We start from the raw sequence: 25292 nt of genomic DNA, 5'->3' as shown, positions 1-25292 counted from the left end.
CCTCAGCCGGTCGGCCGGCCCGGCTCGTCCTCGCCGGCCTCACGCTCCGCGGCCTCGCGCTGGGCGGCCTCGCCCTGGGCAGCCTTCTCCTCCCGCGCCTTGCGCCGCTGCTCCTCCGCCCGCTCGCGCACCTTGCGGAGGAACGCCTCGTCGGCCTCGGGGTCCGCAGCCGCGAAGCGACCGGGGCGGTCGTACTCCGGGAAGGCGGTGGCGCTGCGCTCGTGGGGACCCGAGCGGCGCGGCGCCCGGACCGGGCGCCCGGCGGCCAGCCACGCGATCGATCCCACGAACGGGAAGAACAGGATCAGCAGGATCCACCACACCCTGGAGAGGTGGCGCACCTCGTCGTCGCGGCTGCTGATCGCATCGATCACGCAGAACACGCAGAGCACGAGTGGGACCAGGAAGAAGAGCAGCCGCATCGACGGACCCCCGCAGGTCGGCCCTGCCGGGGCCTCGGGCACCGGGCCGACCCGGGGCGTCCGCAGCGTAGCGCGGGGAAGCGGTCAGGCGCGGGGACTTGCGGCGACGGGGGCGCGACCCGTCGTGGGCGCGCCGACCCGGGTGGCGGGGACGTCCACGCGGCACCGGTCGATCGCGGCGAGCAGCGGGACGTGACCCCGGGCCTGGGCGTGGGCGCGGCGCAGCAGTCGCGCCGCGAGCACGCCCTGGCCGTCGCGCAGCGCGACCTCGGCCGCCCGCCACCGGCAGTACGCCGCCTCGTGCGGCCGCCCGACGAGGTCCCACTGCTCGGCGGCCCCGGTCCAGTGGGTGACGTGCGCGGTGCCGGCGAGCCGCGCCAGCTCGGCCCGCCACGTGCTCCGGGTGGCGGACGCGGCCGCGTGGGGGGCGTCGGGGGACAGTGGGTCGGGCGCGAACTGGCGGTGCCAGCCGGCCACTCGGTCGGCGAGCGCGTGGCGTCGCGCCGGGTCGGTCCGGGCGACGTCGGCCGCGGCGCGGGCCGCCAGCAGCAGGAGGCTCCCCGTGTAGGGCGACCACGACGTCACGGTCTCGTCGGCGATGCCGTCGCCGATGCGGACGAGGGCGCGGGCCGGCGCCCCGCGCCACAGGTCGCAGAGGGCCTGCACGGTGAGCAGGCCCTGCCGGTGCGCGCTGACCCCGACGATGAGCGGCGCCACGGCCTCGAGGCGCTGGTCGGCGGCCTCCAGGTCCCCGTGCGCCACCTCGACCCAGGCGCGTGTGAGGTGCAGGAACCGGGTCGTCCGCTGGGGCCGGTCCTTCGTGCGGGGACGGACCAGGCGCGACGCGCTCGCGATCGCGCCCTCGTGGATCCGCGCCTCGGCCACGTTGCAGACGAGGAGCGTGCTGAGGATGAACGACTCGATGCCCGCGTCGCGCACCGCGGCCAGGCCGGAGTCGGCCGCGTCGGCCACCTCGTCCCCGCTCGCGCAGCGCATGAGCAGCAGGTCGGTGTGGTAGGTGCCGAGCCAGACCTCGCTGAAGGGCTCGCCCTCGACGGTGATCAGCCGCGCCTCGCGCACCGCGCGCAGGCCGGCCGTCCCACGCCCGAAGGCGACGTCGAGCCAGGCGCGCTCGATCAGCACGTCGCGGTGCAGCGCGGGCTCGTCCAGCGTCGCGGAGAGGGCGAGCGCCCGGCCCACCACCTCGTCCGCCTCGGCGTACCTCCCGGCGCCGCGCAGCGCACAGGACTGGTCGCCGAGCGCGCGCACGACCTCGACCCGGTCCCCGAGCTGCTCCAGCGCGTCGATCGCCTCCTCGGCGAGGCGCACGGCTGCATCGGGGTCGACATCGGCGAGGACCTGGCTGGCGCGCCGCAGGGCCAGCGCGTGGTCGGGCTCGGGGACGCTCGGGCCGAGGGCGAGTGCCTCCTCCACCCACGGACCGGCATCCGTCGTACGACCGGAGCCGATCATCGCGTGGACCACCTCCAGGAGCAGCTCGGACCTGGTGATCCCGGCCTCGACGGGCGGCGGGCCGTCCGCGGGCCACAGCTCGAGGGTGCGCTCCCAGTGGACCGCCTCCTCGTCCCGGGCCAGCCGGCTGCAGGCGGTGCGGGCCGCGGCCACCCGCCAGCGCAGCTCCTCTCGTACGTCCTGGGCACCGCGCCAGTGCTCGGCGACCTCGGCCGCCGACGGGTGCGCCGACTCCGCGAGCGCCGTGGCCAGTCGCCGGTGCGCCGAGGCGGCCTCGCCCGGCACGAGCTGCGAGCGCACAGTGGCGGCCAGGAGCGGGTGCCGCACGGCCACGTCGGACGTCGTGTAGGGGTCGGCGACCAGGTGCTTGGACACCAGCTCGCGCAGCACGTGGGTGCGCTCGGAGTCCTCCAGCGAGGTCACCGCCGAGACGACCGCCGGCGGGAGCGGTCGGTCCGCGACGGCCGCGGCCACGAGCACCGCCCGGGCGGCCGGCCCCAGGCCGTCGAGGTGGCGGGACAGGGAGTCGACGAGCCGCTCGGGCAGGACGTCCTCGGTCCTCGACCGGGACAGCTCCTCGGTGAAGAGGGGCACGCCCTGTCCGAGGCGGTAGATGCGCTCCATGTCGCCGTGCCAGAGCCGGCGCCCGTGGAGCAGACGCAGCTGCTCCCGGGTCTCCTTCTCCGTGAGCGGCGGCAGGTTGAGCAGCAGGGTCGCCTCCCGTCGGACGCGCAGCAGCCACTCGTCGGCATCGCCGGACTCGCCGCTCCGGATCGTCGCGACGACGGGGACCCCGCGACCGCCGACGACCTGCCGCTCGACGAAGGCACGCGAGCTCGCGTCGCCCCAGTGGACGTCCTCGAGCACCAGCGCCAGCGGGCGCAGCGTCGCCAGGGAGGCCAGGGTGGACTGGATCGCCGCGACGAGCCGGGCCGTGGCGAAGCGGTCGTCGCGGTCCCGGTCGGGCAGCTCCAGCTCGGGCAGGACGCGCGCCAGCGACGGCCCCACGAAGTCCGGGCACGCCGCCAGCGCCTCCCGGAACCACCGCCCCTCGTCGGAGAGCCAGACCTCGCGCAGCGCCTCGGCCACGAGCGCGAAGGGAGCGTCGGCCAGCAGCGGGAGCCCACCGGCGCGTGCGACGAAGGTGGAGACCTGCTGGGCCGCCGCGGAGACCAGCGTCGTCTTGCCGATCCCCGCCTCGCCCGCGACCACGAGCAGCCCGCCGCCGCCCTCGAGGTGGCGGCGCAGGACGAGGAGCTCGGCCCGCCGACCCGCGATCGTGCGCGCCGGTGGGGCGACGTGGCGCGTGCCGTCCGCGGTCGCGGCCAGCCAGAGCTCCCGGAACTCCGCCGGGTCGCCGGCCAGGGCCGCCACGACCAGCTCCAGCAGCCCCCAGGAGGGCAGGCGCGGGTGGGAGAACACGTGGAACACGGTCGTGTGCGAGCAGCCGGCCCTGGAGGCGACGGAGCGGACGCTGGGCCGGCCCGCCCGGTGGTGCAGCGCGTGCAGCGCCTCGACGAGGTCGCGGTGCGGCCCCGGCTCGAGCTCAGGCGCATGCAGCTGGCCCATCGGCCCTCCCCAGGGTTCTCGTCAAGGATCGACCCGCCGGGTGGGCTTGTCCAGACCCGCGGCCTACAGCCAGGGCGTCACGAGGGCCGTGAGGTCGGGGGCGAGCTCCTGCATCAGCCTCGGACCGAACGTCACGCGGTGCACGCCCAGCTCCGCAAGGTCCTCCAGCGACCCGGCCGCCGAGCCGGTGCGCGGGTTGGCGATCACGTTGACCGGCCCGGAGAGCGCGTCGAGGATCGCCCGGAGGGAGTCGGCGCCGGGGACGCCGACCGGGTAGGCGCAGCGCGCACCCGCCTCCTCGCACGCGCGCAGCCGCGTGATCGCCTCCGCGACCGGGTCGTCGAACTGCCCCTTCCTGAGGAAGACGTCGGTGCGGGCGTTGACGACGACGTCGACCCCGGCCGCGTCGGCCGCCTGCCGGATCGCGCCGATGTAGTCGGCGTGCTCGGTCGCGCTCCGCATGCGGCCCTCGGAGTGCACGGTGTCCTCGATGTTGAGGCCCACCGCGCCCGCTTCCAGCATCCGCTCGACCAGCTCGCCGGCAGGGGTGTCGTAGCCGGACTCGAGATCGGCGGTGACGGGCACGTCGGGCACCGCGGAGCAGATGCGTCGTACGCCGTCGAGGGCGTCGGCGAGCGACATGTCCTCGTTGTCGCCCTGGCCGCGCGAGTCGGCGAGCGGGTGGCTGCCGATGCTGAGCGCGGCGAAGCCGGCTCCGGCGACGACGCGTGCGGACCAGGCGTCCCAGACGGTGGGCAGGACCAGCGGGGTGCCGGCGTGGTGGAGCTCGAGCAGGGTGGTGGCGCGCGTCGCGATGTCCATGGGTCGAGGCTGCCACCGGGCGGCGCGCGGGCATAGGGGGAGAGCCTCACGCGTTGCACCGGCATGGACCTGCCCGACCCTGTGAGCGACACCCTCGACTCACTGGTCGTCGGAGCCGGCCAGGCCGGGCTCGCGGCGTCGTACTTCCTCCGCCAGCGGGGCGTGGACCACGTGGTGCTCGACGCCAACCCGCACCCGGGCGGTGCCTGGCAGCACCGGTGGGACTCCTTGGGCATGGACGACGTGCACGGCGTCGCGGACCTGCCCGGCTCGGTCGCGCCGGAGCGCTCGGAGCAGCCGGCCAAGGTCGTGGTGCCCGCCTACTTCGGGGGCTACGAGCGCCACCACGACCTCCCCGTGCTGCGTCCGGTGCGGGTCGAGCGCGTCGAGAGCGACGGCGAGCTGCTCGTGGTGAGTGCCGGAGAGCGCACGTGGCGCACCCGGACCCTCGTCAACGCGACAGGGACCTGGACGCGACCGTTCGTGCCGTTCTACCCCGGGATCGAGTCGTTCACGGGCGAGCAGGTGCACACCGCGCACTACCCCGGCGTCGAGCACCTCCGCGGCAAGCGGGTGCTCGTCGTCGGGGGTGGGGCCTCGGCGGTCCAGCTCCTCGGCGAGCTCGCGCCGGTGACAGAGACGCTGTGGGTGACGCGGCGCCCGCCGGTGTGGCGCGAGGGCCTCGACGCGGCCGCCGGTCTCGCGGCCGTGACCGCGGTCGAGGAGCGCGTACGCCGTGGGCTCCCGCCGGCGAGCGTCGTCAGCGTCACCGGCCTGTCCCTGCGACCTCAGGAGCAGGAGGCGGCGCGCCGCGGTGCCTACGAGCGGCTGCCGATGTTCGCCCGCATCGAGCCCGACGGCGTGCGCTGGTCGGACGGTCGGTTCGAGCGGGTCGACGTGATCCTCTGGGCGACCGGCTTCCGCCCCGCGGTCGACCACCTGGCACCCCTCGGGCTGCGGACACCGCAGGGCGGGATCGCCCTGGTGCCGCTGCCGGGCAACGTGCAGGGAGCGACCACCGCGGTGGTGGACCCGCGGGTCCAGCTCGTCGGCTACGGACCTTCCGCGAGCACGATCGGGGCCAGTCGAGCGGGTCGCGCCGCGGCCGCTGCGGTCGTACGGCGTCTCGCCGACGCAGCCGCCTGAGGGGTCCGGTCCAGACCGCGGCCGGTCGCGCTGTCAACTCCTGTCAACCCGCGTCAACCGCCTCCCCGGCGGCCTCACGGTTGTCCCATCACCGCCGATCCGAGAGCGGACCGGCTCCATGAAAGGGACAACCCATGAACGGCAACCGCACCATCCGCAGGGGCTTCGCCTCCGCCGTCGCGATCAGCGCGCTCCTGGCGATGACCTCGTGCAGCAACGAGGTCTCCCCGCCCTCGCAGGACATCAACAAGGTCGTCAAGAAGGACACGAAGGCGCCGCGGCAGCCGACCCGTACCGAGGGCCCCCGGGGCACCTTCGGGGACGAGTACGGCAACCCGAAGAAGCTGGAGAAGAGGACCAACCCGGCCGGCAGCGGGACCCGCAACCGGCTGAACTTCGGGGACAACGGCCTGTGACGTCAGGAACCGGGCGACGGCGGGGGTCGCCCGGTCCCTGTCCCTGGCCGGGATCCCGACCGCGGTCGCCGCACGCTGGTCCAGGACTCAGCCTGCGGTGGCCGCGGTGGCAGCTACCGCTTCCCAGAGGGGGACGTGCTCGCGGGCATCGGCCGCGGCTCGCCCGAGCAGGCGCGCCGCGACCGTGCCCCGACCGTCACGCAGGGCGCACCGGGCCGCCCGCCATCGGCAGTACGCCGCGTCGTGGGGGCGGCGGAGGTCGTCCCACGAGGTCGCCGCGGCGGCCCACTCCCGCGTCGACTCCTCCGACCGGGCCCGGCCGAGCTCCGCCAACCAGGTGGCCGCCATGGCCGGGACCGCGACACCTATCGCGTGGGGGCCGAAGGGGTCGACCGCCGCTGCCGCGCGCTCGCACGCCAAGGTCCCGGCCGCCCGTCGGCGCTCGGTGCTCGAGGCATTGCTGGTCTCGAGCAGGTCGGCGACGGCTCGTGCCTGGGAGACGAGCACCTGACCCGACAGGCGCGATGCGTCGGTGGTCCGCGCGCTGTCGACCGCCTGCTGGGTCAGGGCGACGGCGGACTCAGGACGTCGTCCCCACAGCTCGACCTCGGCCACGAAGACCACGCACTCCAGCCACGCGTCGTCGTGCCGGTTGGGCACCTGCTCGACTGCCTGGTGGGAGCGCGCGAGCGCCTCGTCCACCCGGCCCCGGCGCAGGTCGACCGCTGCCTGGAGCACGTGTGCATAGGCCGTGAGGGGAGTGGGAGACAGGTGCGTGAGGGGAGCGATCGCCACCCCCGCCGCCCGGGGGTCGCCGGCGCGCAGGTGCGCGATGCACACGTTGCACCGGAGGATCACGTCGACGGTGCGGCCCTCGAGGTGCCACTTCTCCACCTCGGCCAGCGCGTCCCCGGCCGCTGACGCCACCTGCTCGTGGGGGGCTCCGGCGTGGAGCAGGATGTCGGTGGCCATGATGCTGAGCGCCACGTCGGTCGTCGGGTCGTCGTCCGGGAGGGTGATCGCACGGGCCCGGCCCAGCACGGCGAGTGCGCTCGAGGGGTCGCCGCCGGCGAGCTCGAACCAGGCGGCCCAGTTGAGCAGCCGCCGACGGCGCTTGAGGTCCTCGTGCACCTCCAGCATGTCCAAGGCACGAGCGATGGCCGTCTGGGCCGCGGCGAGCCGGGTGAGCCCGGCGTACTCGATCCTGTCCTGGAGCACGTCGACGAGCTCGGCCGAGGGCGGGAGGTGGTCGAGCAGCGCCACCGCCTCGTCGAGGTGGCGCTGACCCTGCTCCTGGTCGCCCGCCTCGCACAGCATCGCGCCGACCCGGCGCAGGACGTGCACGCGTGCCGCGTCGGGGAGGTCCAGCTCGAGCGCCCGCCGGCACAGGGTGCGGCCGACCTCGAAGTCGGCCAGCTCCATCGCTGCGTCGATGGCCTCGCGCAACACCTCCCACAGCTCCGTGCCGGCGGGCGTCGACCCTGCGTCCCACAGCTCGAGGACGCGCAGCCAGCCGTCGAGCGCCTCCCGGGAGGCGAACTGGTCCACGGCGCGCCGGGACGCCGCGACCAGGGGGTCCACCTCCAGGTCGGGCCGCCCCGCCGCGCGCCAGTGCTGGGCGATCTCGGCCGGCTCGCAGCCCGGCTCGGAGGCCAGGGCCTCGGCGAGGCGTGCATGGACCGGAGCGGCCTCACCCGGCAGCAGGCGTCGGGTGACTGCCTCGACGAAGAGTGGGTGCGCCAGCCCGACGTCCTCGGCCGGTGCCGGCGTCAGGAGCCGGCGGCGGGCCAGGACGCGGAGGGCGTCGTGCAGGTCGGTCTCCTCGAGCCGGGTCACCGCGCCCAGGATCGCCGGGCCGAGGCGGCGCTGGGCCACACCGAGCGCCCGCACCACCTGCCACGGAGCGCCGTCGAGGTCGCCGAGCCTCCTGTCGAGGACGTCCGCGAGCTGGTGCGGCAGCGCCGTGGCGGATGGAGTGGGGGTCGGGGTGGCGAGGTGGGCGGTGTAGAGGGGCACCCCCTGGCTCCTCGCGTGCACGACGTCGACGAGCGCGTCGTCGGGCTCCACGCCCGAGACGAGGCGGAGCTGCTCAGCCGTCTCCTCGCGAGCCAGTGGGCCGAGCTCGAGCACCGACACCTCGGGGACACGTCGGACCTGTGCGAGCCAGGCGCCGTGGGCAGCGGAGACCTCGGGGTCCTCCGAGCGCCAGGTGCAGACGAGCGGCACCGCGAACCGGTGGCTCGTGAGGTGGAGCAGGAGGTCCAGCGTGGTGGCGTCGGCCCAGTGGCAGTCCTCGACCACCAGCGCCACCGGTTCGGTCGCGCAGAGCCGGCCGACGACCGTCGCCACGGTGGTGAACAACCGCTCGCGGCCCCAGGCGTCGCGCTCCGGAGCCGGCGCGTCAGGCGCCATCTCCGGGAGCAGGGTGCCCAGCGACGCGATCATGTAGGCCGGGCAGTCGGCGACCGCTGCACGCAGCGCCCGACCGCCGTCGCGGGCGTGGATTGCGCGCAGGATGTCGATCACCGGGAGGAGCGGGACGCCGGTCGACAGCGGCAGGCAGTGCCCGGTGGCCACGAACGCGCCGGACCGCCCCGCAGCGGTGGTGACCAGCTTGGTCTTGCCGATGCCCGCCGCCCCGATGACGAGGAGGGGCCCGGACCCCGTCTCCAGGTGGCGTCGTACGACGTCGAGCTCGCCCCTGCGGCCGGCGATGTCCGGCGCAGCAGCCGTGCGGTCGGCGGCGGGGGACGTGGCGGGGGACGTGGCGGGGGACGTGGCGGGGGACGTTGCGGCGAGCCAGAGCCCGCGGACGTCTGCGACGTCGCCGTCCAGGGCCTCGACGAGGAGCTCCAGGGTGCCCCAGGTCGGCAGGGTGGTGGTGGAGAAGGCCTTCGAGACGGTGGTGTGCGAGACCCCCGTCTCGCGGGCGAGCGCGCGCAGGGAGGGCCAGCCGGCGCGGTGGTGGAGGTCGTGGAGCCGTTCGACGAGGTCGTGGTGCGGCCCCGGCGGCAGGTCGGGGCGGGGGAGCGCGCTCACCGCACGCCCGCGCGGGTCGCGGCGATCGCCTCCGAGAGCGGGACGTGCTCGCGGGCCTCGATCGCGGCCCGGCTGAGCTGCCGGGCGGCGAGGGTCCTCTCCCCGTCCCGGATGGCGCACTGGGCTGCCCGCCACCGGCAGTACGCCGCCTGGTGGGGACGTCCGTGCAGGTCCCACGCGGACGCGGCCCAGCCCCACTCCTTGGCGTCGTCGGTGCCGGCGATCCGGTGCAGCTCGGCGTCCCACGTGAGCCCGGCGGCGACCCGCACCGGCGGTGCGCGCCCCGGGTCGAGGGGGTCGACCATCGCCCGCCTGCGCAGCTCGACGAGCTCCGCAGTGGTGGCCGCGTCCCCCAGCGCGACGCGGTCGGCCGCGGCGCGCGCGAGGTAGAGGAACCCCAGCCAGTAGTCAGCCACGCCGCGGTTGTCGAGCATGACCTCCAGCGGGTCGTGGAGCGCCGCCCAGGCGTCGGCAGGACGGCCGGACCAGAGCAGGGTCGCGGCCTCCCAGACGGCGCGCCGCAGCATCGTGGGCGGACTGCTGCCTGCCCTGAGGAGCCGGTGGATCACCGCGCCGGCGTCGTCGAGGCGGCCCTGCACGAGCGCGACCCGCGCGGTCATCCAGGCCCCGGGCCAGTCGTCGTAGCTGTCGGAGGAGGGGACGTCCGCCAGCCGGGTCACCGCCTCCTCCACCCGTCCGGCGTCCAGGTAGGACTCCACGACGTTGGCGCGCACGACGGTGAGCAGGTGGAAGCTCATCTCCCACCTCCCAGCGATCCGGAGCGCGCGCTCCGCCGCCCGCTCGACCTCCTCCGGTGGCCGGTGGTGCCGGAGCAGGACGTCGGTCTCCATCATGGCGAGGTAGGCCTCGAGCCACGGGTCGGTGGGCTCGGGCATGCGGAGCCGTGCTGCGCGGAAGCAGTCCAGGGCACCTGGCAGGTCTCCCTGGTGGCCGCGGTGCCAGCCGAGGGTGGCCGAGGTGTGGAAGAAGAGCGCTGCGTCGCCCAGCAGCTCGCAGGCCTCCAGCCCCCGCGACAGGTCGTGCACGGCCTCCTCGAACCGGCCGAGGTCGATCAGCGAGTTGGCTCGCTGGACGAGGATGCGGACCAGGCAGGGGGAGACAGGTTGCCCGCCCAGCCGGGTCAGCGCCTGGTCGAGGAGGGTGAGCGACCCCTGCATGTCGTCGAGCACGACCTGGGCGATGAGCGCTGCACGCCGCAGGACCTCTGCGGCCTGCTGGGGCGGCAGTCGGTCCACGTCCGGAAGCTGTTCCGAGCACAGGGCCCTTGCCTGCTCGAGCTCCCCCGAGAGCTGGAAGGCGTCGAAGGCCCCCGTCCAGGCGGAGACGGGGTCGACGTCCGGCACGTCGTGCCCGCGACAGATCTCGAGGACCCGGCACCAGTGGGCGGACGCCGACCGTGGCTGGGTGCGTTGCTGAGCCTGCTCCGCGGCCGCCATGCGCCACCGCGCCTCCTGGACCGGGTCCCCGGCGCTGCGCCAGTGCTCCGCGACCTCGCCGGGGTCGACGTGGCCGGGCCGTGCGGCCAGCGACTCGGCGAGCAGCCGGTGCAGGCGACCGCCCTCGCCGGGGAGCAGCCTGCGCTGCGCGGCCTCGACGAGGAGCGGGTGGGCGAGCTGGGCCAGGTCGCCCGAGTCCCTGGCCAGGAGGTGCTGGGTCGACAGCTCGCCCAGCGCGAGCTGCACCTCGTCGCGTGCCAGTGCGGTGACCTCGGCCATCACCTCCACCGGCACGGGGCGCGCGGCCACCGCCATCGCGGAGGCGAGCTGCCCGGCCGGCCGGGACAGGTGGTCGAGCCGCTGGTCGAGGAGCCCGGCGAGCTCGGGCGGCAGCGACGAGCTGCGCGGGCCGTCGTGGACCGCGATCAGGGCGGTGTAGAGCGGATTGCCCCGGGAGCGCTCGTGGATCTCTCGCGCGGCCCGGGCGTTGGTGATGCCGGCCAGCCGCAGCTGCTCCGCGGTCTCGTCGGGCAGCAGGGGGCCGAGCACGACGGACTGCACCTCGGAGAGCCGGCGCAGCCGGGCGAGCCACTCGTGGTGCACCGCGGTGACCGCGGGGTCGTCGTTGCGCCAGGTGGCCACGACCGGGGCCCGGCACCCCCGGCTCACGACGTACTCCACCAGCGCCATCGTCGCGGTGTCCGCCCAGTGCGCGTCCTCGATGACCAGGGCCACGCGGTCGTAGGTCGCCAGGGCGTCGAGCACCGAGGCGACGGCCGCGAAGAGGTGGGGCCGGGCGAAGTCCGAGCCGTGCGGGTCGTCCCCGGCGTCCAGCTCCGGCAGCAGCCGCGTCATCAGGCCGCCGACGTAGGCCGGGCAGTCGGCGAGCGCGTCCTTGAACCAGTGTCCGTCCCCGTGCGCGTGGATGCCGCGCAGCAGGTCGACCACCGGCATCAGCGGGACCTCTGCCGACAGCGGCAGGCAGTGACCGACGGCGACGAAGGCGTCGCACCGCTCGGCCGCGGCCCGCACGAGCGTGGTCTTGCCGATGCCGGCCTCGCCGACCACGAGGAACAGGCCGGTGCCGGTGTCGAGGTGGCGGCGTACGACGTCGAGCTCGGCGCGCCGGCCGGCGATCCGCGGTGCCGGGGCGGCGACGTCCTCGACGCGGCCGGTCGAGGCGGCGAGCCACAGGTCGTGGAAGGCCTCCGTGTCGCCGTCGAGGGCCTCGACGACGAGCTCGAGGGTGCCCCAGGTCGGCAGGGTGGCGGTCGAGAAGGCCTTGGACACGGTGGTGTGCGAGACCCCGGTCATCCGCGCCAGCGTGCGCAGCGACGGCCAGCCGGCCCGGTGGTGGAGGTCGTGGAGGGCGTCGTTGAGGTCGTGGTGGGGGCCCGCCGCCAGGTCGGGCCGGGGAAGTGCGCTCATCCGGGCCTCCGTCACCCGTTCCTCGGACCGACGATCCTCCCGTGGCGGCCCGCCGGGCAACCCGATTGTTGGGGGTGTCAAGGATCGTCAAGACTCGTCAACGAGGGCCCGCGCAGGCCCACGCTGGTGGCATGAACCCGATCAGCTCGTCCTTCTGCCCGCGGCGCGGTCGCACCGCCGGAGTGGCCCTCGCCGTCCTGGTGACGGTCTCCGCCTGCGGCACCGACGTCCCGCCGCCGAAGCAGGACATCGGGACGGTCGTGGACACCGAGCCCGACCGGGTCACCATCGACGACTGCCTCGACACGACCCGGCCGCACAAGGTCGCCACCTGCCCCTACCCGGTCCAGTCCGGTGACCGCTTCTCCCGCATGCGCCACCGCAAGCACTACTGACGACGACCTCGCTAGTCTGGCCGCATGGGGGAGATCGAGAACCGCCCGCCCGATCCGTCGCTGATGCGCATCTCGGACGCCGACCGCCAGCGCGTCGCCGACGTGCTGCGCGATGCCGCCGGCGAGGGGCGCATCGACCTCGACGAGCTCGACGAGCGCCTGGAGCTCACCTGGGGCGCGCGGACGTACGCCGACCTGGTGCCGATCACCGCCGACCTCCACCAACCCACCCAGCTGCCCCACGCGCAGCCCGCGAGCACGCCCGTGCCGCGCGCGCCGTCCGGCGTACCTGCGGTCGGCCACCACTCGTCGCTGGCGATCATGAGCGAGTGCAAGCGCCAGGGCGTCTGGGCGGTGCCCGAGCACCACAGCGCGTTCGCGCTGATGGGGTCGGTCGTCATCGACCTGCGCGAGGCCCAGCTCGCCGCCCAGCACACGCAGGTCAACGCCAGCGCGATCATGGGGGAGGTCAAGATCATCGTCCCCGCGCACATGCACGTGGTGCTCGACGGCACACCCATCATGGGCGAGTTCAGCCAGGCCCGGGACAGGACGCCGGCCGAGCTGGGGCCGGGCTCCCCGACCGTCCGCGTGCGGGGCATGGCGCTGATGGGCTCGGTGACGGTGCAGCGGCTCCCCGCGCCCGGGACGCCGAAGAAGTACCTCGGCACCTACTGACGCGGCTCCGCTCGCTCGACGTGCACCAGCGCGACGGTCTCCGGCCGCCGGCGCGGGATCCAGTAGCCGCGCGCGGCCAGCACGGCGCCCGTGACCTGTGCGCCGGCCGTCGGTCCGGCCTCGGGCATCTCCACCGACCGGCTGGTGGCGCGCCGGTCCACCGGACCGACCCACCGCAGCTCGTAGGTCGCCTCCGGGACGAGGTGGGGGACCCGGACCAGGACGCCCCGGTTGCTGGCGGACTCGTCGAGCTGGACGTGGGCCAGGAGCGCCTCCGCGCCGTCGGTGGCCACGACGCCGTGGAGCAGCACCGCCGGGTCGGGTGACTCCGGTCGCACCATGCGCCCGGTGTGCAACAGCGGGCGGAGCTGCTTGTGGAGCGCCACCCAGGCGGCCAGCGCGTCCAGCTCGTCGTCGGTGGCGGTGCTCAGGTCCCACTCGACCCCGAACGCGCCGAAGAACGCGGTCGCGGCCCGGAAGTCGAGCGGGAGCGTGCGTCCGCTCTGGTGGGCCACCGGCGAGCTGACGTGCGCCCCGAGGTACTCCGGCGCGACCAGCTGGCCGGTCCAGCGCTGGATGTGCTGGCGGGCCAGCGCGTCGGTCATGTCGGAGGTCCAGACCCGCTGGGTGCGCTCGAGCACGCCCAGGTCGATGCGGCCGCCGCCCGAGGCGCACGACTCCCAGTCGATGCCGGGGTGCAGCTCGCGCAGCGAGTCGAGCAGCCGGTAGAACGCGAACGTCTGCGCCCGCACCGCCGAGGACCCGCCGCGGGCCCCCGACCCGGCCTCGAGGAGCTCACGGTTGTGGTCCCACTTGACGTAGTCGATCGGCGCCGACGAGAGCACGGCGTGCACCCGGTCGTGGACGTGCTGCCAGACCTCCTCGCGGGAGAGGTCGAGGACGAGCTGGTTGCGGTGCAGCTGGGGGACCCGCGCGCCGGTCGCGAGGATCCAGTCGGGGTGCGTGCGGAAGAGCTCGGAGTCGGGGTTGACCATCTCGGGCTCGAACCACAGCCCGAACTCCATGCCGAGCGAGCGCACGTGGTCGGCGATCGGGGTCAGGCCCTCGGGCCACACGTCGGGGTCCACCCACCAGTCGCCGAGCCCCGCGGTGTCGTCGCGGCGGCCGTGGAACCACCCGTCGTCGAGCACGAACCGCTCGATGCCCACGCGGGCGGCGCGGTCGGCGATCTCGTGCAGGCGGGGCAGGTCGTGGTCGAACCACACCGCCTCCCACACGTTGAGCACGACCGGCTGGTGCGTCGGGTGCGCGGCCAGGGACCGCTCGTAGGTGTGGAAGGCCTCCGCCAACCCGTCGAGCCCGCTGTCCGAGGCGCCGAAGACGACCCAGGGCGAGACGTAGTCCTCGCCGGTGCCGAGCGCGACCTCGCCCGGCTGCAGCAGCTCGCCACCCCCGAGCGTCGTGCCGAGGTCGGGGGAGCGCTCGACCCGGAAGCAGCTGTTGCCGCTCCACGCGACGTGCACCCCGAGCACCGTGCCGCTGCGGGTGCCGAAGCCGCGCGTGCCCAGCACGGCCATCGTCGCGCCGCCGAGACCGGGCCGGCCCTCACGGCCCTCGCGCAGCCACAGCCCATCGGTGACGGTGTGCCGCTGCGGGGTGCGTTCGCCCTCGTGCCGTCCGGTGAAGTCCAGCAGCTCGACGAGGTCGTCGGAGGCGGGCAGCACGACGTCGAGCCCGGTCAGGACGTACGTCCCGGCGCCCGTGCTGCGCACCGTGTGCCGTCCCCGCAGCAGGCCTCCGGGCAGGGCCTCGAGCTCGGTCGTCAGCCGGAGCCCGGCCGCGTCGTCCTCGGCCGTGACCACCAGCCGGGAGTCGCCGGCGTCGAGGTCCTGGACGAGGAACCGCGTCGACCAGGCCGCGTCGCTCCCGCCCACCCGGTGGCCGCGCAGGTGCGGACGCGTGAACAGCTCGTGCGCGTGCTCCCCGAGCAGCGGCACGCCCGGACCCCGGAAGGTCGAGGGGTAGCCGCTCGGACCAGCGGTGGTCGAGGTGGTGGTCCCGGCCCACAGGATGCGGGGCAGCAGGTCGCCCGCGGGGTCGAGCTCGATCGCGAGCCGGGGGTGGTCGGTGGTCGTGGTGGTGGGAGGGAAGAGCATCGCTCTGGCGGACCTCAGCCCTTCACGGCTCCGGCGGTGAGGCCGCGGACGAAGAAGCGCTGCATGAACAAGAACACCACGAGCGGCAGCACCATGGACACGAATCCGCCGGCGGTGATGAGGTGCTGGCCCGAGCCGGCCTGGCCCATCAGGTTGTTGCGCAGGGCGACCGTGATCGGCGCGTTGTCACCCGGGCCGATGAAGATCAGCGCCACCAGCAGGTCGTTCCAGACCCACAGGAACTGGAAGATGGCGAACGCCGCGAGCGCGGGCACCGACATCGGCAGCACCAGCCGGAAGAAGGTCTGGAAGTGGCTGGCGCCGTCGATCTTGGCCGACTCGATGAGGCTCTTGGGCAGGGTCGCCATGTAGTTGCGCAGGATGTAGATCGCCAGCGACATGCCGAAGCCGATGTGGGCCAGCCACACGGCCGGGAACGTGCCCGCGAGCTGGAAGTCGCCGTAGATGCGCAGGATCGGCACGAAGGCGATGTAGTTGGGCACCACCAGGAGGCTCACGACCGCCAGGAACAGGACGTTGCGGCCGGGGAACTCCATGAACGTGAACGCGTAGGCCGCGAACGCGGCCACCAGGACCGGGATGAAGGTCGCCGGCAGGGTGATCGCCAGGCTGTTGACGAACGCCTCGCCCAGGCCGCCCTTGTCGATGGCGGTCGAGTAGTTGTCAAAGGTCATCCGCCCCCAGGCCGACGGCGTCCAGAACAGCGTCCACCAGCCGGAGGTGTTCGCGTCGTCGCGCGGACGGAACGAGGTGAGGAGGAGCCCGATCACGGGAACGATCCACAGGAAGCACAGGATGAAGACGACGATCCGGGCGAACCAGCCCGCCTTCTGCGGCTGTCCTTCGCGCGACGAGGCGCGCCTGCGGGTCTTCGAGGTCGGGGTGGCCGCTGCCGGGGTGGTCTGTGTCGAGGTCATGCCATGGACTCCTCACGGCGGAAGTTGCGCACCTGGTACCACATGATCGGGATGGTCGCGAGCATCAGCAGCACGACGATCGCCGCGGCCGCGCCGTTGTTGAAGTTGGTGAACAGCTCGTTGAAGAACTGGTTGCCGATGACGTTGGTGTTGAAGCCGCCGTTGGTCATCACGTAGACGATGTCGAAGATCTTCATGACACCGATGAGGGTCGTGACGTAGACGGTGATCACCGATCCCCAGATCTGCGGCACGATCACGCGGAAGAAGATCGCGCGCTCGTTGGCGCCGTCGATCCGGGCCGCCTCCAGGGTGTCCTCGGGGACGCCCTTCACGGCGGCCGAGAGCAGCACCATCGAGAAGCCGGCCTGCGCCCAGAGCAGCATCATCATCAGGAAGAAGCTGTTGAGGTGGAACTCGGTGGTCTGCAGCCACACGACCGGGTCGAAGCCGAGCGCGGTGACGATCGCGTTCTGCAGCCCGATCTGCTCACGACCCTCGGGGCGGTAGTTGTAGACCAGGCCCCACACGGTGCCGGCGCCGACGGCGCTGATGGCCATCGGCAGGAAGATGATCGTCTTCGAGGTGCTCTCCCACGTCGGGGAGAGACGGTCGGCGAGGACGGCCATCGCCAGGCCGAGGATCACGGTGAACACCGGGACGACGGCCATCCAGAGCAGAGTGTTGAACAGCGTGTCCTGGAAGCCGCTGCTCTGCAGCAGCTTGGTGTAGTTGTCCATCCCGACCCACTCGGTGCTCGTCGCGTTGGCGAAGCTGAACACGAGCGTCTGGACGGCCGGGTAGACGAGGTAGAAGACGAGGGCGGCGTAGGCGGGGAGGATGTAGAGGTAGGGCTTGATCCGGTCCTCCCACCTCCCGGGCAGCACCTCGGCCAGCTTGTTGAGCACCCAGTAGAGGACGACGGCGGCGGCGACGCCCACGCCGACGGTGATCAGGGCGTTGAGGATCTTCAGGACCATGTGGTTCGGCTCCTAGGTCCGGCGCGGGCGACGCGCAGGCGGGCGAGGGGCGGGGGACCGGGGACGACCGTCCGTGGACGGTCGTCCCCGGTCCGACGCGGTGTCAGCTGGCGGGCCAGCTGTCGTCGATGTTCTTCAGCGCGGTGTCGAGGTCCTCCTGCTCACTGATCCACGCCGTCATCTCCTTCCAGAAGGAGCCGGCCCCGACCTCGCCGGGCATCGCGTCCGAGCCGTCGAAGAGGACGGCGTCGGACTTGTAGGCCACGTCGGCGATCTGCCGGGTCAGGTCGCTCGGGTAGAGCGAGGTGTCGAAGCCGGTGTGCGGGGAGATGAACGAGCTGTCGGGCGCGGCCGTGGTGCCGAGGTCGACGTTGGCGAGGATCTCCATGATCGCCCGGGAGTCCTCGTTGTCGTCGAGGAGCGTGGCGAGGTCGCCGCCGCCGAGCACCGGGTTGTCGCCGCCTGCCTCGGCGGGCGGGAAGCCGAAGACGCCGATGCGCTCGTCCACGTTGTCGACCACGTCCTCCGGCATGAAGTCCTTGGAGACGACGAAGTTGCCCTGCTTGAACAACCAGCAGCCCGGCTTGTCGTCCCACATGGTGTCCTCGGCGTCACCGAACGCGACGCTCGAGATCGAGCCGCGGCCACCGGGCACGTTGCCGTCGGCGAGCACGTTGGTCTCGAGGTAGTCGGCCGCCTGCTTGACCAGGTCGGAGTCGAACGGCGTCTCGTGGGTGACCCACGAGTTGTAGCCGTCGACACCGCCGTAGCGCATGACCAGGTCCTCGATCCAGTCGGTGACCGGCCAGCCCGTCGCGGTGCCGGACTCGATGCCGAAGCACCACGGGGTCCCGCCGTCGCTCTTGATCTGCTCGCCCAGCGCGGCCAGGTCGTCGAGGCTCTCGGGAGCCTTGTAGCCCGCCTTGTCCCACGCCTGCTTGTTGTAGAACACCAGGCTCTTGACGTTCATGCTGATCATCATCCCGTACTGCTTGCCGTCGATCTGTCCGGCTTCGAGCGTGCCCGGGGTCATGTCGGAGAGCAGGTCGGCGGGGACGATGTCGTCGGTGATCTCCACGGCCTTGCCGCGGTCGACGATCTGCTTGATCACGCCCGGCTGGGGGATCACGGCGATGTCGGGGGCGTCGTTGGCCTGGATCTTGGTGAGGATGAGCTGGTTGATGTTGTCGACGCGCTGGACGTCGACCTTGATCCCCGCCGCGTCTGCCTCCTCCTCGATCTTGGCCTTCAGCCCGTCGAACACGAGCGGGTCGGTGGTGGCCAGGATCTCGACGACACCGTCGTCACCGCCGGAGCTGCCGCCTCCCCCTCCGTCGTCACTGCTGCCGAGGCAGCCCGTGGTGGTCAGCGCCATGGCGGCCGCGGTCGCGGCCAGGGCCGCGCGGCGCCGTGTCGAAGTCAGTCGCATGGGGTGCCTCCTCGGAAGGGGCGGGGCCTACCCGCACCGGTCCTGGGTGTCGTAATGTGACGTACGCCACTGCTGAATCGAATCAGCCGCATCATCATCGGCCCGCGGTCCGGGTGTCAAGCAACGAAAGGGACACGACCGCCGGCGGGACCAGATCGTCTGCGGCAGGCTCTGGCGCGCGCCGCGGGCGCGTGCGACGACGGGAGGAGAGGTGCGGTGAAGACACGACGCGTCATGCTGGCCGACGTCGCTGCTGCGGCCGGGGTGTCCGCCACCACCGCGTCGTACATCCTCAACGACCGGGGCGCGCAGATGCGCATCGCGCCCGAGACCGACCAGCGGGTGCGCGAGGCCGCGAGGCGCCTCGGCTACCGCCCCAACCGCAGCGCGAGGAGCCTCCGCACGCGGCGCACGGCGACGATCGGCCTGGTCTCGGACCAGATCGCGGGGGAGCAGTACGGCAGCAGCATGCTCACCGGCGCGACCAACGCCGCCCGCGAGCTCGACCACCTCGTGGTGATGGGCGAGAGCGGCGGTGACCCCGACCTCGAGCGGCTGCTGCTGGAGGAGATGCGCGAGCGCGACGTCGACGGCGTGGTCTATGCCACCCGCACCGCCCGGACGATCCGCCTCCCCGAGGCGCTGCGCGGGATGCGCGCGGTGCTGCTCAACTGCGAGGACCCTGACGAGCGGTTCGCCTCGGTCCTGCCCGACGACGAGGGCGGCGGTCGGGAGGCGGCCGCCACACTGATGGCTGCGGGTGTCTCCGACATCTGGGTCATCGGTCGCGACCCCACGCCGGAGGCCACGGCCGGCCCGCGCCGGATGGTGGGCATCCAGGCCGAGCTGGCCGCGAAGGGCGTCGAGCTCGCCGGCGTGGTGCCGTGCGACTGGTCGGTGACCGAGGGCTTCGAGGCGACCACCCGCTGGCTGGCGCGCGGCGGACGTGCGGAGGGGTTGGTGTGCCTCAACGACCGCATCGCGATGGGGGTCTACCAGGCGCTGGCCGAGGCCGGGTTGCGGGTGCCCGACGACGTCAGCGTGGTGTCGTTCGACGGCTCCGCCCTGGCCGGGTGGCTGCGACCGGAGCTCACCTCGGTGGAGCTGCCCTTCCTCGAGCTCGGGGCGCTGGCCGTCCGGCGCCTGCTCGCGCCCGACGACCACGGTGGGACGGTCGCGGTGCCGATGGGCGTCCGACGTGGGGGCTCGGTGCGGTCCCCCGGCTGACGGCCGGGAGAGGGCTCCGTTGCGAGTCCCGACGGCCGGGCCCTACTGTGACTGCCGTCACTTCACTACGGATCGTCCGGCACGTACCTGCCGGTGAAGGAGCAGAAAATGGCATCAGTGACGTTCGAGAAGGCCCAGCGGTGGTATCCGGGAGCCGATGAGCCGGCAGTGCCGGGCATCGACCTGGAGATCAAGGACGGCGAGTTCATGGTCCTCGTCGGACCGTCCGGCTGCGGCAAGTCCACGACCCTGCGGATGCTCGCGGGGCTCGAGGAGGTCAACGACGGGAAGATCTACATCGGCGACCGGGACGTGACCCGGGTCCCGCCGAAGGACCGCGACATCGCCATGGTCTTCCAGAACTACGCGCTCTACCCGCACATGACGGTCGAGGAGAACATGGCGTTCTCGCTCAAGATGGCCAAGGTGCCGGCCGAGGAGCGCAAGCAGCGCGTCGCCAAGGCAGCGGAGATCCTCCAGCTCACCGAGTACCTCCAGCGCAAGCCCAAGGCGCTCTCCGGTGGCCAGCGCCAGCGCGTGGCCATGGGCCGCGCCATCGTCCGGGCGCCGCAGGTCTTCTGCATGGACGAGCCGCTGTCCAACCTCGACGCCAAGATGCGCGTGGCCACCCGCACCGACATCGCGCGCCTGCAGCAGGACCTCGGCGTCACCACGGTCTACGTCACCCACGACCAGGTCGAGGCCATGACGATGGGCGACCGCGTCGCGGTGATGAAGCTCGGTGTCCTGCAGCAGGTCGACACCCCGCTCAAGCTCTACGACAAGCCGGCCAACCTGTTCGTCGCCGGCTTCATCGGCTCGCCCCAGATGAACCTGCTCGAGGGCGTCGCGGCCGAGGACGGCACGGTCAAGGTCGGCGGCTACGCCGTCCCGGTCGACCCGGCCGCGGAGCGCAAGATGAGCGGCAAGGTCACGGTCGGCGTGCGTCCGGAGAACTGGCGCCTGGTCACCGCCGAGGAGGGCGGCCTGCCCGTCCGGGTCACGGTCGTCGAGGAGCTCGGCGCGGACAGCTTCGTCTACGGCACCTGCGACGTCGAGGGCGTGCCGTCCAACGTGATCATCCGCATCTCGGGTCGGCACCACCCGCAGAAGGGCGAGACGCTCCACGTCACGACCGACCCCGAGCACGTCCACGTGTTCGACACCGAGTCCGGCGAGCGGCTCTCGGACTGAGGCTCGCTCAGACGAGGACGGTGAGGCGCCGCACGTGCGCCTCGCCGTCCTCGGCGAACACCGCCAGGCCCGTGCTCGACGGGCTGGGGAACACCTGGTCGGTGAGCACGACCTCGCCGCCGCCCGCGAAGACCTCCACCGACGCCACGTCGACCACGACCTCGAGGCGCACCGCGCGCCCGTAGTCCGGCAGGGGCGCGGTGTGCGCCGCCGCGAACGCGGGGTGCACCTCGACCGTCCCTGACCGCCTCCGGTCCAGCGTCACGGTGCGAGGGTCCTGCTCGACCCGAAGGGTGGTCCGTTCGTCGCGCCCCACGCGCAGGTGCAGCCCGAAGGCGCGCGCGGTGCCGGGGTCGACCTCGGCGACGACGCGGTAGGAACGCGCCGCCACCGGCAGCTCCAGGGTGCCCGCGAGCGCGTGCTCGGTGAGGGCGTACGCCGCCTCGCCCGCGCGCACGACCGGATGCTGCACCAGCCGCAGCTCGCCGTCGCGGGGGCGGAGGGCGAGTCGGCGCGCCAGCGTCATCGACCCGCGGAACACGGTGGCGGGCACCCGGTCGGCGTACTGCCAGTTGCTCATCCACGCCTGCACGACGGGCTCGGGCCCGGGGACGTCGGAGTAGGAGATCGCGGCGTAGAAGTCGGCGCCGTGGTCGACCCACCGGGCCGGCTGCGTCGAGGCGAAGCCGCCCTCGCCCAGCTCGCCGACGACGTACTGCATGCCCGAGCCGCCCGCCGGCGCACCGTCGGAGACGCTGACCAGCAGCACCCACGCGGTCCGTCCGTCCTGCCCGTCCTCGACGGGCACCCGGACGAGGTCGGGGCACTCCCACAACCCCTCGACCGAGCCCTCCGGGCCGAAGCTCGACCAGTGCTCCCACGCGATGAGGTCCGGCGAGCGGTAGAGCTCGACCGTCCGGGCCTCGGCGAGGACGACCACCATCAGCCAGCCGTCGTCGTGGCGCAGGACCTTGGGGTCGCGGAAGGCCGACGACCCGATGTCGAGGACCGGGTTGCCGGAGTAGCGCTCCCACGTGCGGCCCCGGTCGAGGCTGTGGGCCAGGCACTGGCTCTGCCGGCCGGTCCCCGGCTCGAACCTCGTGTAGAGGGCGACGAGCGGCCCGGCGCCGTCGGCGCCGAGGCCCGAGGTGTTGGCGACGTCGTGGACGACGCTGCCCGACCAGACGTGCTCCGTCGCGGTCGCAGCCAGCGCCGTCGGGAGCTCGGTCCACCGCACCAGGTCGGGACTGACCGCGTGGCCCCACGAGATGGGGCCGTGGACGAGCGAGTCGGGGTTGTGCTGGAAGAACAGGTGGTGCTCGCCGTCGTGGAGGACTAGCCCGTTGGGGTCGTTGAGCCAGCCGCGCGCGGGCGCGAAGTGGTCACGCGGCCGCAGAAGCTCCTCGTCGCTCACGACACACCAGCGTAGGGGCCTGCTCTTCGCCATACTGGGCGCGTGGACCGGTCAGACACTGGATTCGAGGACAGGCTCGCGGCGCTCGGTCCCGACCTGCACGAGACGCTCGGCCGGGTCTACGGCCCGGACCGGGCCGGCGAGGTGACCGACCGTCTGGTGCGGATCGCCCGGGCCGCCCACCGGGACCGCCCCGTCGAGCTGCGCGACCTCGACGAACGGCGGCTGCGCGAGCCCGACTGGTTCCAGCGCCCGTCGATGCTCGGCTACGCCGCCTACGCCGACCGCTTCGCCGGGACGCTTGCGGACGTCGGGGAGCGGACGGCGTACCTCAAGGAGCTGGGGGTCACCTACCTGCACCTGATGCCCTTGCTCACCCCTCGACCGGCTCCCAACGACGGTGGCTACGCCGTCATGGACTACCGCTCGGTGCGGCCCGACCTCGGCACCGTCGACGACCTGCGCGAGCTCGCGACGACCCTGCGCGGCGAGGGCGTCAGCCTCTGCCTCGACCTCGTGCTCAACCACGTCGCCCGCGAGCACGAGTGGGCCGTGGCCGCACGGGCCGGTGACCCCGACAAGCGCGCCTACTTCCACGTCCACCCCGACCGCGAGGTCCCCGACGCCTACGAGGCGACGTTGCCGGAGGTGTTCCCCGACTTCGCACCCGGCAGCTTCACCTGGGACGACGAGCTCGACGGCTGGGTGTGGACGACGTTCAACGACTACCAATGGGACGTCAACTGGTCGAACCCCGCCGTGCTCTGCGACTACGCCGACATCATCCTCACGCTCGCCAACGTCGGCGTCGAGGTGTTCCGGCTCGACGCCATCGCCTTCATCTGGAAGCGCCTCGGCACGATGTGCCAGAACGAGCCGGAGGTGCACGAGCTCACCCGCGCCCTGCGCACAGTCGTCCGGATCGCCGCCCCGGCCGTGCTCTTCAAGGCCGAGGCGATCGTCGGCCCGGCGGAGCTGCCCGCCTACCTCGGCGTCGGCGAGCACGCGGGACGGGTCAGCGACCTCGCCTACCACAACGGCCTGATGGTCCAGGTGTGGTCGATGCTCGCGTCGGGAGAGGTCGGGCTGGCCACGCACGCGCTCCAGCAGCTGCCGCAGCCGCCGTCCACCACGTCGTGGGCGACCTACGTCCGCTGCCACGACGACATCGGGTGGGCCATCGCCGACGAGGACGCGTGGGCGGTGGGCATCGACCCGGCGGCGCACCGCCGGTTCCTGTCCGACTGGTACTCCGGGGCGTTCCCCGGCTCGTGGGCGCGGGGCCTGGTCTTCCAGCACAACGAGGCGACGGGTGACCGGCGCATCTCCGGCTCGCTGGCCTCGCTGGCCGGGCTCGAGGCGGGGGACCCGGGCGCGGTGGCCCGCATCCTCTGGGCCCACGCGGTCGTCCTCGGCTTCGGCGGGCTCCCGCTGATCTGGATGGGCGACGAGCTCGGGCTGCTCAACGACGCGGGCTGGGCCGACGACCCGGCGCACGCCGCAGACAACCGCTGGGTGCACCGGCCGCGGATGCCCTGGGACGCGGCGTCCCACGCCGACCCGCACGGCATCGGCGCCGGGCTGCGCCACCTGCTCGACGTACGACGTGAGCTGCCGCACCTCCACGCGGCCACCCCGACCGAGGTCTGGGACCCGCGCGACCCCGGCGTGCTGCTGGTCGTGCGACGTCACCCGAGCGGGCCGCTCCTCGCCGCCTTCAACGCCACCGACAGGCCGGCGTGGGTGGACGCCGACGTCCTGCACTGGCTCGGCCTGCACACCGACGGCCTCCACGACGCGATCAGCGGGACCGCCCCCTCGCTGGTGGAGGGTGCGGTCCCGCTGGAGCCGTACGCCGTCGCGTGGCTGCACGACCGCGGCTGAGGACTAGGAGCCCTCGGGCTGGACCTCGTCCTGCTCCTTGCCGACCTCCTCGGCCTTCGCCATGGTGTCGACACCCGGGACGATCCCCGCGTGCTCGGCGTCCATCGTGAGGTTCTCGCCCGTCGCGGGGTCGAAGAGGTGGATCTTGCGGGCATCGACCCAGATCTTCGCGTCGTCGCCCTCGCTGATCCGGCTCGCGCCGTCGAGCGAGATCACCAGCTGGGTGCGCAGGGACTCGCCGTCGAGGTCGCGCTCGAGCTGCTGGAGCTGCTTCTCCACCTCGGGCGGGGCCTCGAAGGGGATGTAGGCGTAGGCCTCGTTGCCGAGCCACTCCACGACGTCGACGGTGGCGTGGAAGGTCGCCTCCTCGGTCACCTTGTCGCTGTCCACGACGCTGGCGTCCTCGAAGTGCTCGGGGCGGATGCCCGCGATCAGCAGGTCCTTGCCCTGGGCCCTCGCCGCCTTGTCCTCGGGGATCGTGACGGTGCCGAAGGGCAGCTCCACCTTGTTGCCGTCGACCTTCGCCGGCAGGAAGTTCATCGGCGGTGAGCCGATGAAGCCTGCGACGAACAGGTTGGCGGGGTTCTCGTAGAGCTCACGCGGCGTGGCGTGCTGCTGGAGCACCCCGCGCTTGAGCACCGCGACCCGGTCGCCCAGCGTCATCGCCTCGGTCTGGTCGTGGGTGACGTAGACCGTGGTGATGCCCAACCGCTTCTGCAGCCGGGAGATCTCCGTGCGCATCTGCCCACGGAGCTTGGCGTCGAGGTTGGACAGCGGCTCGTCGAACAAGAACGCCTCCGCTTCGCGCACGATCGCGCGACCCATCGCGACGCGCTGGCGCTGGCCACCCGAGAGGTTGCCGGGCTTGCGCTCGAGGTGCTCGTCGAGCTCCAGCGTCTTCGACGCCTCGCGCACCTTCTCGTCGACCTCGGCGTCCGACTTGCCCGCCAGCCGCAGCGGGAACGCGATGTTCTCGTAGACGGTGAGGTGGGGGTAGAGCGCGTAGTTCTGGAAGACCATCGACAGGTTGCGGTCGCGCGGGGCGAGGTCGTTGACCTTCTTCCCCCCGATGACCATGTCGCCGTCGGTGATGTCCTCCAGCCCGACGATCATCCGCAGGAGCGTCGACTTCCCGCACCCTGAGGGCCCGACGAGGATCAGGAACTCGCCGTCCTCCACGTCGATGCTCACGTCGTTGACGGCCGGGAAGCCGTCGCCGTACTGCTTGACGATGTTCTTCATCTCGATGGCAGCCATGAGCTGA

At 73.1% G+C, this 25292-nt stretch carries 18 protein-coding genes; 7 read left to right on the top strand and 11 right to left on the bottom strand.

The window, feature by feature from the left end; translation table 11 throughout:
* Positions 1 to 2 precede the first annotated feature (2 nt).
* The 3 genes from ACS3YM_RS13145 to ACS3YM_RS13135 all read right to left on the bottom strand — a co-directional run bounded on the left by ACS3YM_RS13145 (position 3) and on the right by ACS3YM_RS13135 (position 4286).
* A complete protein-coding gene (locus tag ACS3YM_RS13145; protein ID WP_439936878.1) occupies positions 3 to 422 on the bottom strand; it encodes a PLD nuclease N-terminal domain-containing protein in 420 nt (139 codons plus the stop codon).
* A gap of 84 nt (positions 423 to 506) precedes the next feature.
* Positions 507 to 3464, bottom strand: coding sequence for an AAA family ATPase (locus ACS3YM_RS13140; RefSeq protein WP_439936877.1), 2958 nt, complete (start codon positions 3462 to 3464; stop codon positions 507 to 509).
* A 63-nt stretch (positions 3465 to 3527) separates the two neighbouring features.
* Complete coding sequence (locus ACS3YM_RS13135) at positions 3528 to 4286, bottom strand: isocitrate lyase/PEP mutase family protein (RefSeq protein ID WP_439936876.1); 759 nt, start codon at positions 4284 to 4286, stop codon at positions 3528 to 3530.
* Between the two features lie 63 nt (positions 4287 to 4349).
* Here ACS3YM_RS13135 and ACS3YM_RS13130 point away from each other — a divergent pair, with 63 nt between their 5' ends.
* Both ACS3YM_RS13130 and ACS3YM_RS13125 read left to right on the top strand, forming a co-directional pair.
* Complete coding sequence (locus ACS3YM_RS13130; RefSeq protein ID WP_439936875.1) at positions 4350 to 5432, top strand: NAD(P)-binding domain-containing protein; 1083 nt, start codon at positions 4350 to 4352, stop codon at positions 5430 to 5432.
* Between the two features lie 134 nt (positions 5433 to 5566).
* Positions 5567 to 5848 carry a hypothetical protein gene (locus ACS3YM_RS13125; RefSeq protein WP_439936874.1) on the top strand — a complete coding sequence of 94 codons (282 nt, stop codon included), beginning with the start codon at positions 5567 to 5569 and terminating at the stop codon, positions 5846 to 5848.
* A gap of 87 nt (positions 5849 to 5935) precedes the next feature.
* Here ACS3YM_RS13125 and ACS3YM_RS13120 read toward each other — a convergent pair whose 3' ends face one another.
* Both ACS3YM_RS13120 and ACS3YM_RS13115 read right to left on the bottom strand, forming a co-directional pair.
* Positions 5936 to 8887 carry an AAA family ATPase gene (locus ACS3YM_RS13120; protein WP_439936873.1) on the bottom strand — a complete coding sequence of 984 codons (2952 nt, stop codon included), beginning with the start codon at positions 8885 to 8887 and terminating at the stop codon, positions 5936 to 5938.
* The gene (locus tag ACS3YM_RS13115) at positions 8884 to 11772 is read right to left on the bottom strand and encodes an ATP-binding protein (RefSeq protein ID WP_439936872.1); all 2889 of its coding nucleotides are present in this window, start codon (positions 11770 to 11772) and stop codon (positions 8884 to 8886) included. Before ACS3YM_RS13115 ends, ACS3YM_RS13120 begins: the two co-directional genes overlap by 4 nt.
* Positions 11773 to 11903: 131 nt before the next feature.
* Here ACS3YM_RS13115 and ACS3YM_RS13110 point away from each other — a divergent pair, with 131 nt between their 5' ends.
* Complete coding sequence (locus tag ACS3YM_RS13110; RefSeq protein ID WP_439936871.1) at positions 11904 to 12167, top strand: hypothetical protein; 264 nt, start codon at positions 11904 to 11906, stop codon at positions 12165 to 12167.
* A 24-nt stretch (positions 12168 to 12191) separates the two neighbouring features.
* Entirely contained in the window at positions 12192 to 12845 is a 654-nt protein-coding gene (locus tag ACS3YM_RS13105) for a DUF1707 SHOCT-like domain-containing protein (RefSeq protein ID WP_439936870.1), read from the top strand.
* Here ACS3YM_RS13105 and ACS3YM_RS13100 read toward each other — a convergent pair.
* The 4 genes from ACS3YM_RS13100 to ACS3YM_RS13085 form a co-directional block, all read right to left on the bottom strand.
* The gene (locus ACS3YM_RS13100; RefSeq protein WP_439936869.1) at positions 12839 to 14962 is read right to left on the bottom strand and encodes an alpha-galactosidase; all 2124 of its coding nucleotides are present in this window, start codon (positions 14960 to 14962) and stop codon (positions 12839 to 12841) included. The genes ACS3YM_RS13105 and ACS3YM_RS13100 overlap by 7 nt on opposite strands.
* Positions 14963 to 14976: 14 nt before the next feature.
* Positions 14977 to 15900, bottom strand: a complete 924-nt coding sequence (locus ACS3YM_RS13095; RefSeq protein ID WP_439936868.1) for a carbohydrate ABC transporter permease — start codon at positions 15898 to 15900, stop codon at positions 14977 to 14979.
* A complete protein-coding gene (locus tag ACS3YM_RS13090; protein WP_439936867.1) occupies positions 15897 to 16880 on the bottom strand; it encodes a carbohydrate ABC transporter permease in 984 nt (327 codons plus the stop codon). The genes ACS3YM_RS13095 and ACS3YM_RS13090 overlap by 4 nt, the downstream gene beginning before the upstream one ends.
* 103 nt (positions 16881 to 16983) lie before the next feature.
* Entirely contained in the window at positions 16984 to 18309 is a 1326-nt protein-coding gene (locus tag ACS3YM_RS13085; RefSeq protein WP_439936866.1) for an ABC transporter substrate-binding protein, read from the bottom strand.
* A 216-nt stretch (positions 18310 to 18525) separates the two neighbouring features.
* Here ACS3YM_RS13085 and ACS3YM_RS13080 point away from each other — a divergent pair, with 216 nt between their 5' ends.
* Together ACS3YM_RS13080 and ACS3YM_RS13075 are read left to right on the top strand one after the other, a co-directional pair.
* Positions 18526 to 19536 carry a LacI family DNA-binding transcriptional regulator gene (locus ACS3YM_RS13080; protein ID WP_439936865.1) on the top strand — a complete coding sequence of 337 codons (1011 nt, stop codon included), beginning with the start codon at positions 18526 to 18528 and terminating at the stop codon, positions 19534 to 19536.
* 108 nt (positions 19537 to 19644) lie between these two features.
* Positions 19645 to 20730, top strand: a complete 1086-nt coding sequence (locus ACS3YM_RS13075; protein ID WP_439936864.1) for an ABC transporter ATP-binding protein — start codon at positions 19645 to 19647, stop codon at positions 20728 to 20730.
* A 7-nt stretch (positions 20731 to 20737) separates the two neighbouring features.
* Here ACS3YM_RS13075 and ACS3YM_RS13070 read toward each other — a convergent pair whose 3' ends face one another.
* Positions 20738 to 22144 carry a glycoside hydrolase family 32 protein gene (locus ACS3YM_RS13070; protein ID WP_439936863.1) on the bottom strand — a complete coding sequence of 469 codons (1407 nt, stop codon included), beginning with the start codon at positions 22142 to 22144 and terminating at the stop codon, positions 20738 to 20740.
* 42 nt (positions 22145 to 22186) lie between these two features.
* Between ACS3YM_RS13070 and ACS3YM_RS13065 the strand changes: the two genes are divergently transcribed.
* The gene (locus ACS3YM_RS13065; RefSeq protein ID WP_439936862.1) at positions 22187 to 24028 is read left to right on the top strand and encodes an alpha-amylase family protein; all 1842 of its coding nucleotides are present in this window, start codon (positions 22187 to 22189) and stop codon (positions 24026 to 24028) included.
* A 3-nt stretch (positions 24029 to 24031) separates the two neighbouring features.
* Here the strand turns inward: ACS3YM_RS13065 and ACS3YM_RS13060 are convergent, their stop codons facing one another.
* On the bottom strand, positions 24032 to 25285 hold the full coding sequence (locus ACS3YM_RS13060) for an ABC transporter ATP-binding protein (RefSeq protein ID WP_439936861.1): 1254 nt from the start codon (positions 25283 to 25285) through the stop codon (positions 24032 to 24034).
* Between the last annotated feature and the right edge of the window lie 7 nt (positions 25286 to 25292).

Source organism: Nocardioides sp. N13(2025) (assembly GCF_051912545.1).
Classification (GTDB): domain Bacteria; phylum Actinomycetota; class Actinomycetes; order Propionibacteriales; family Nocardioidaceae; genus Nocardioides.
The sequence above is the reverse complement of the archived record's forward strand: the minus strand, read 5'-3'. Positions and strand labels throughout refer to the sequence as shown.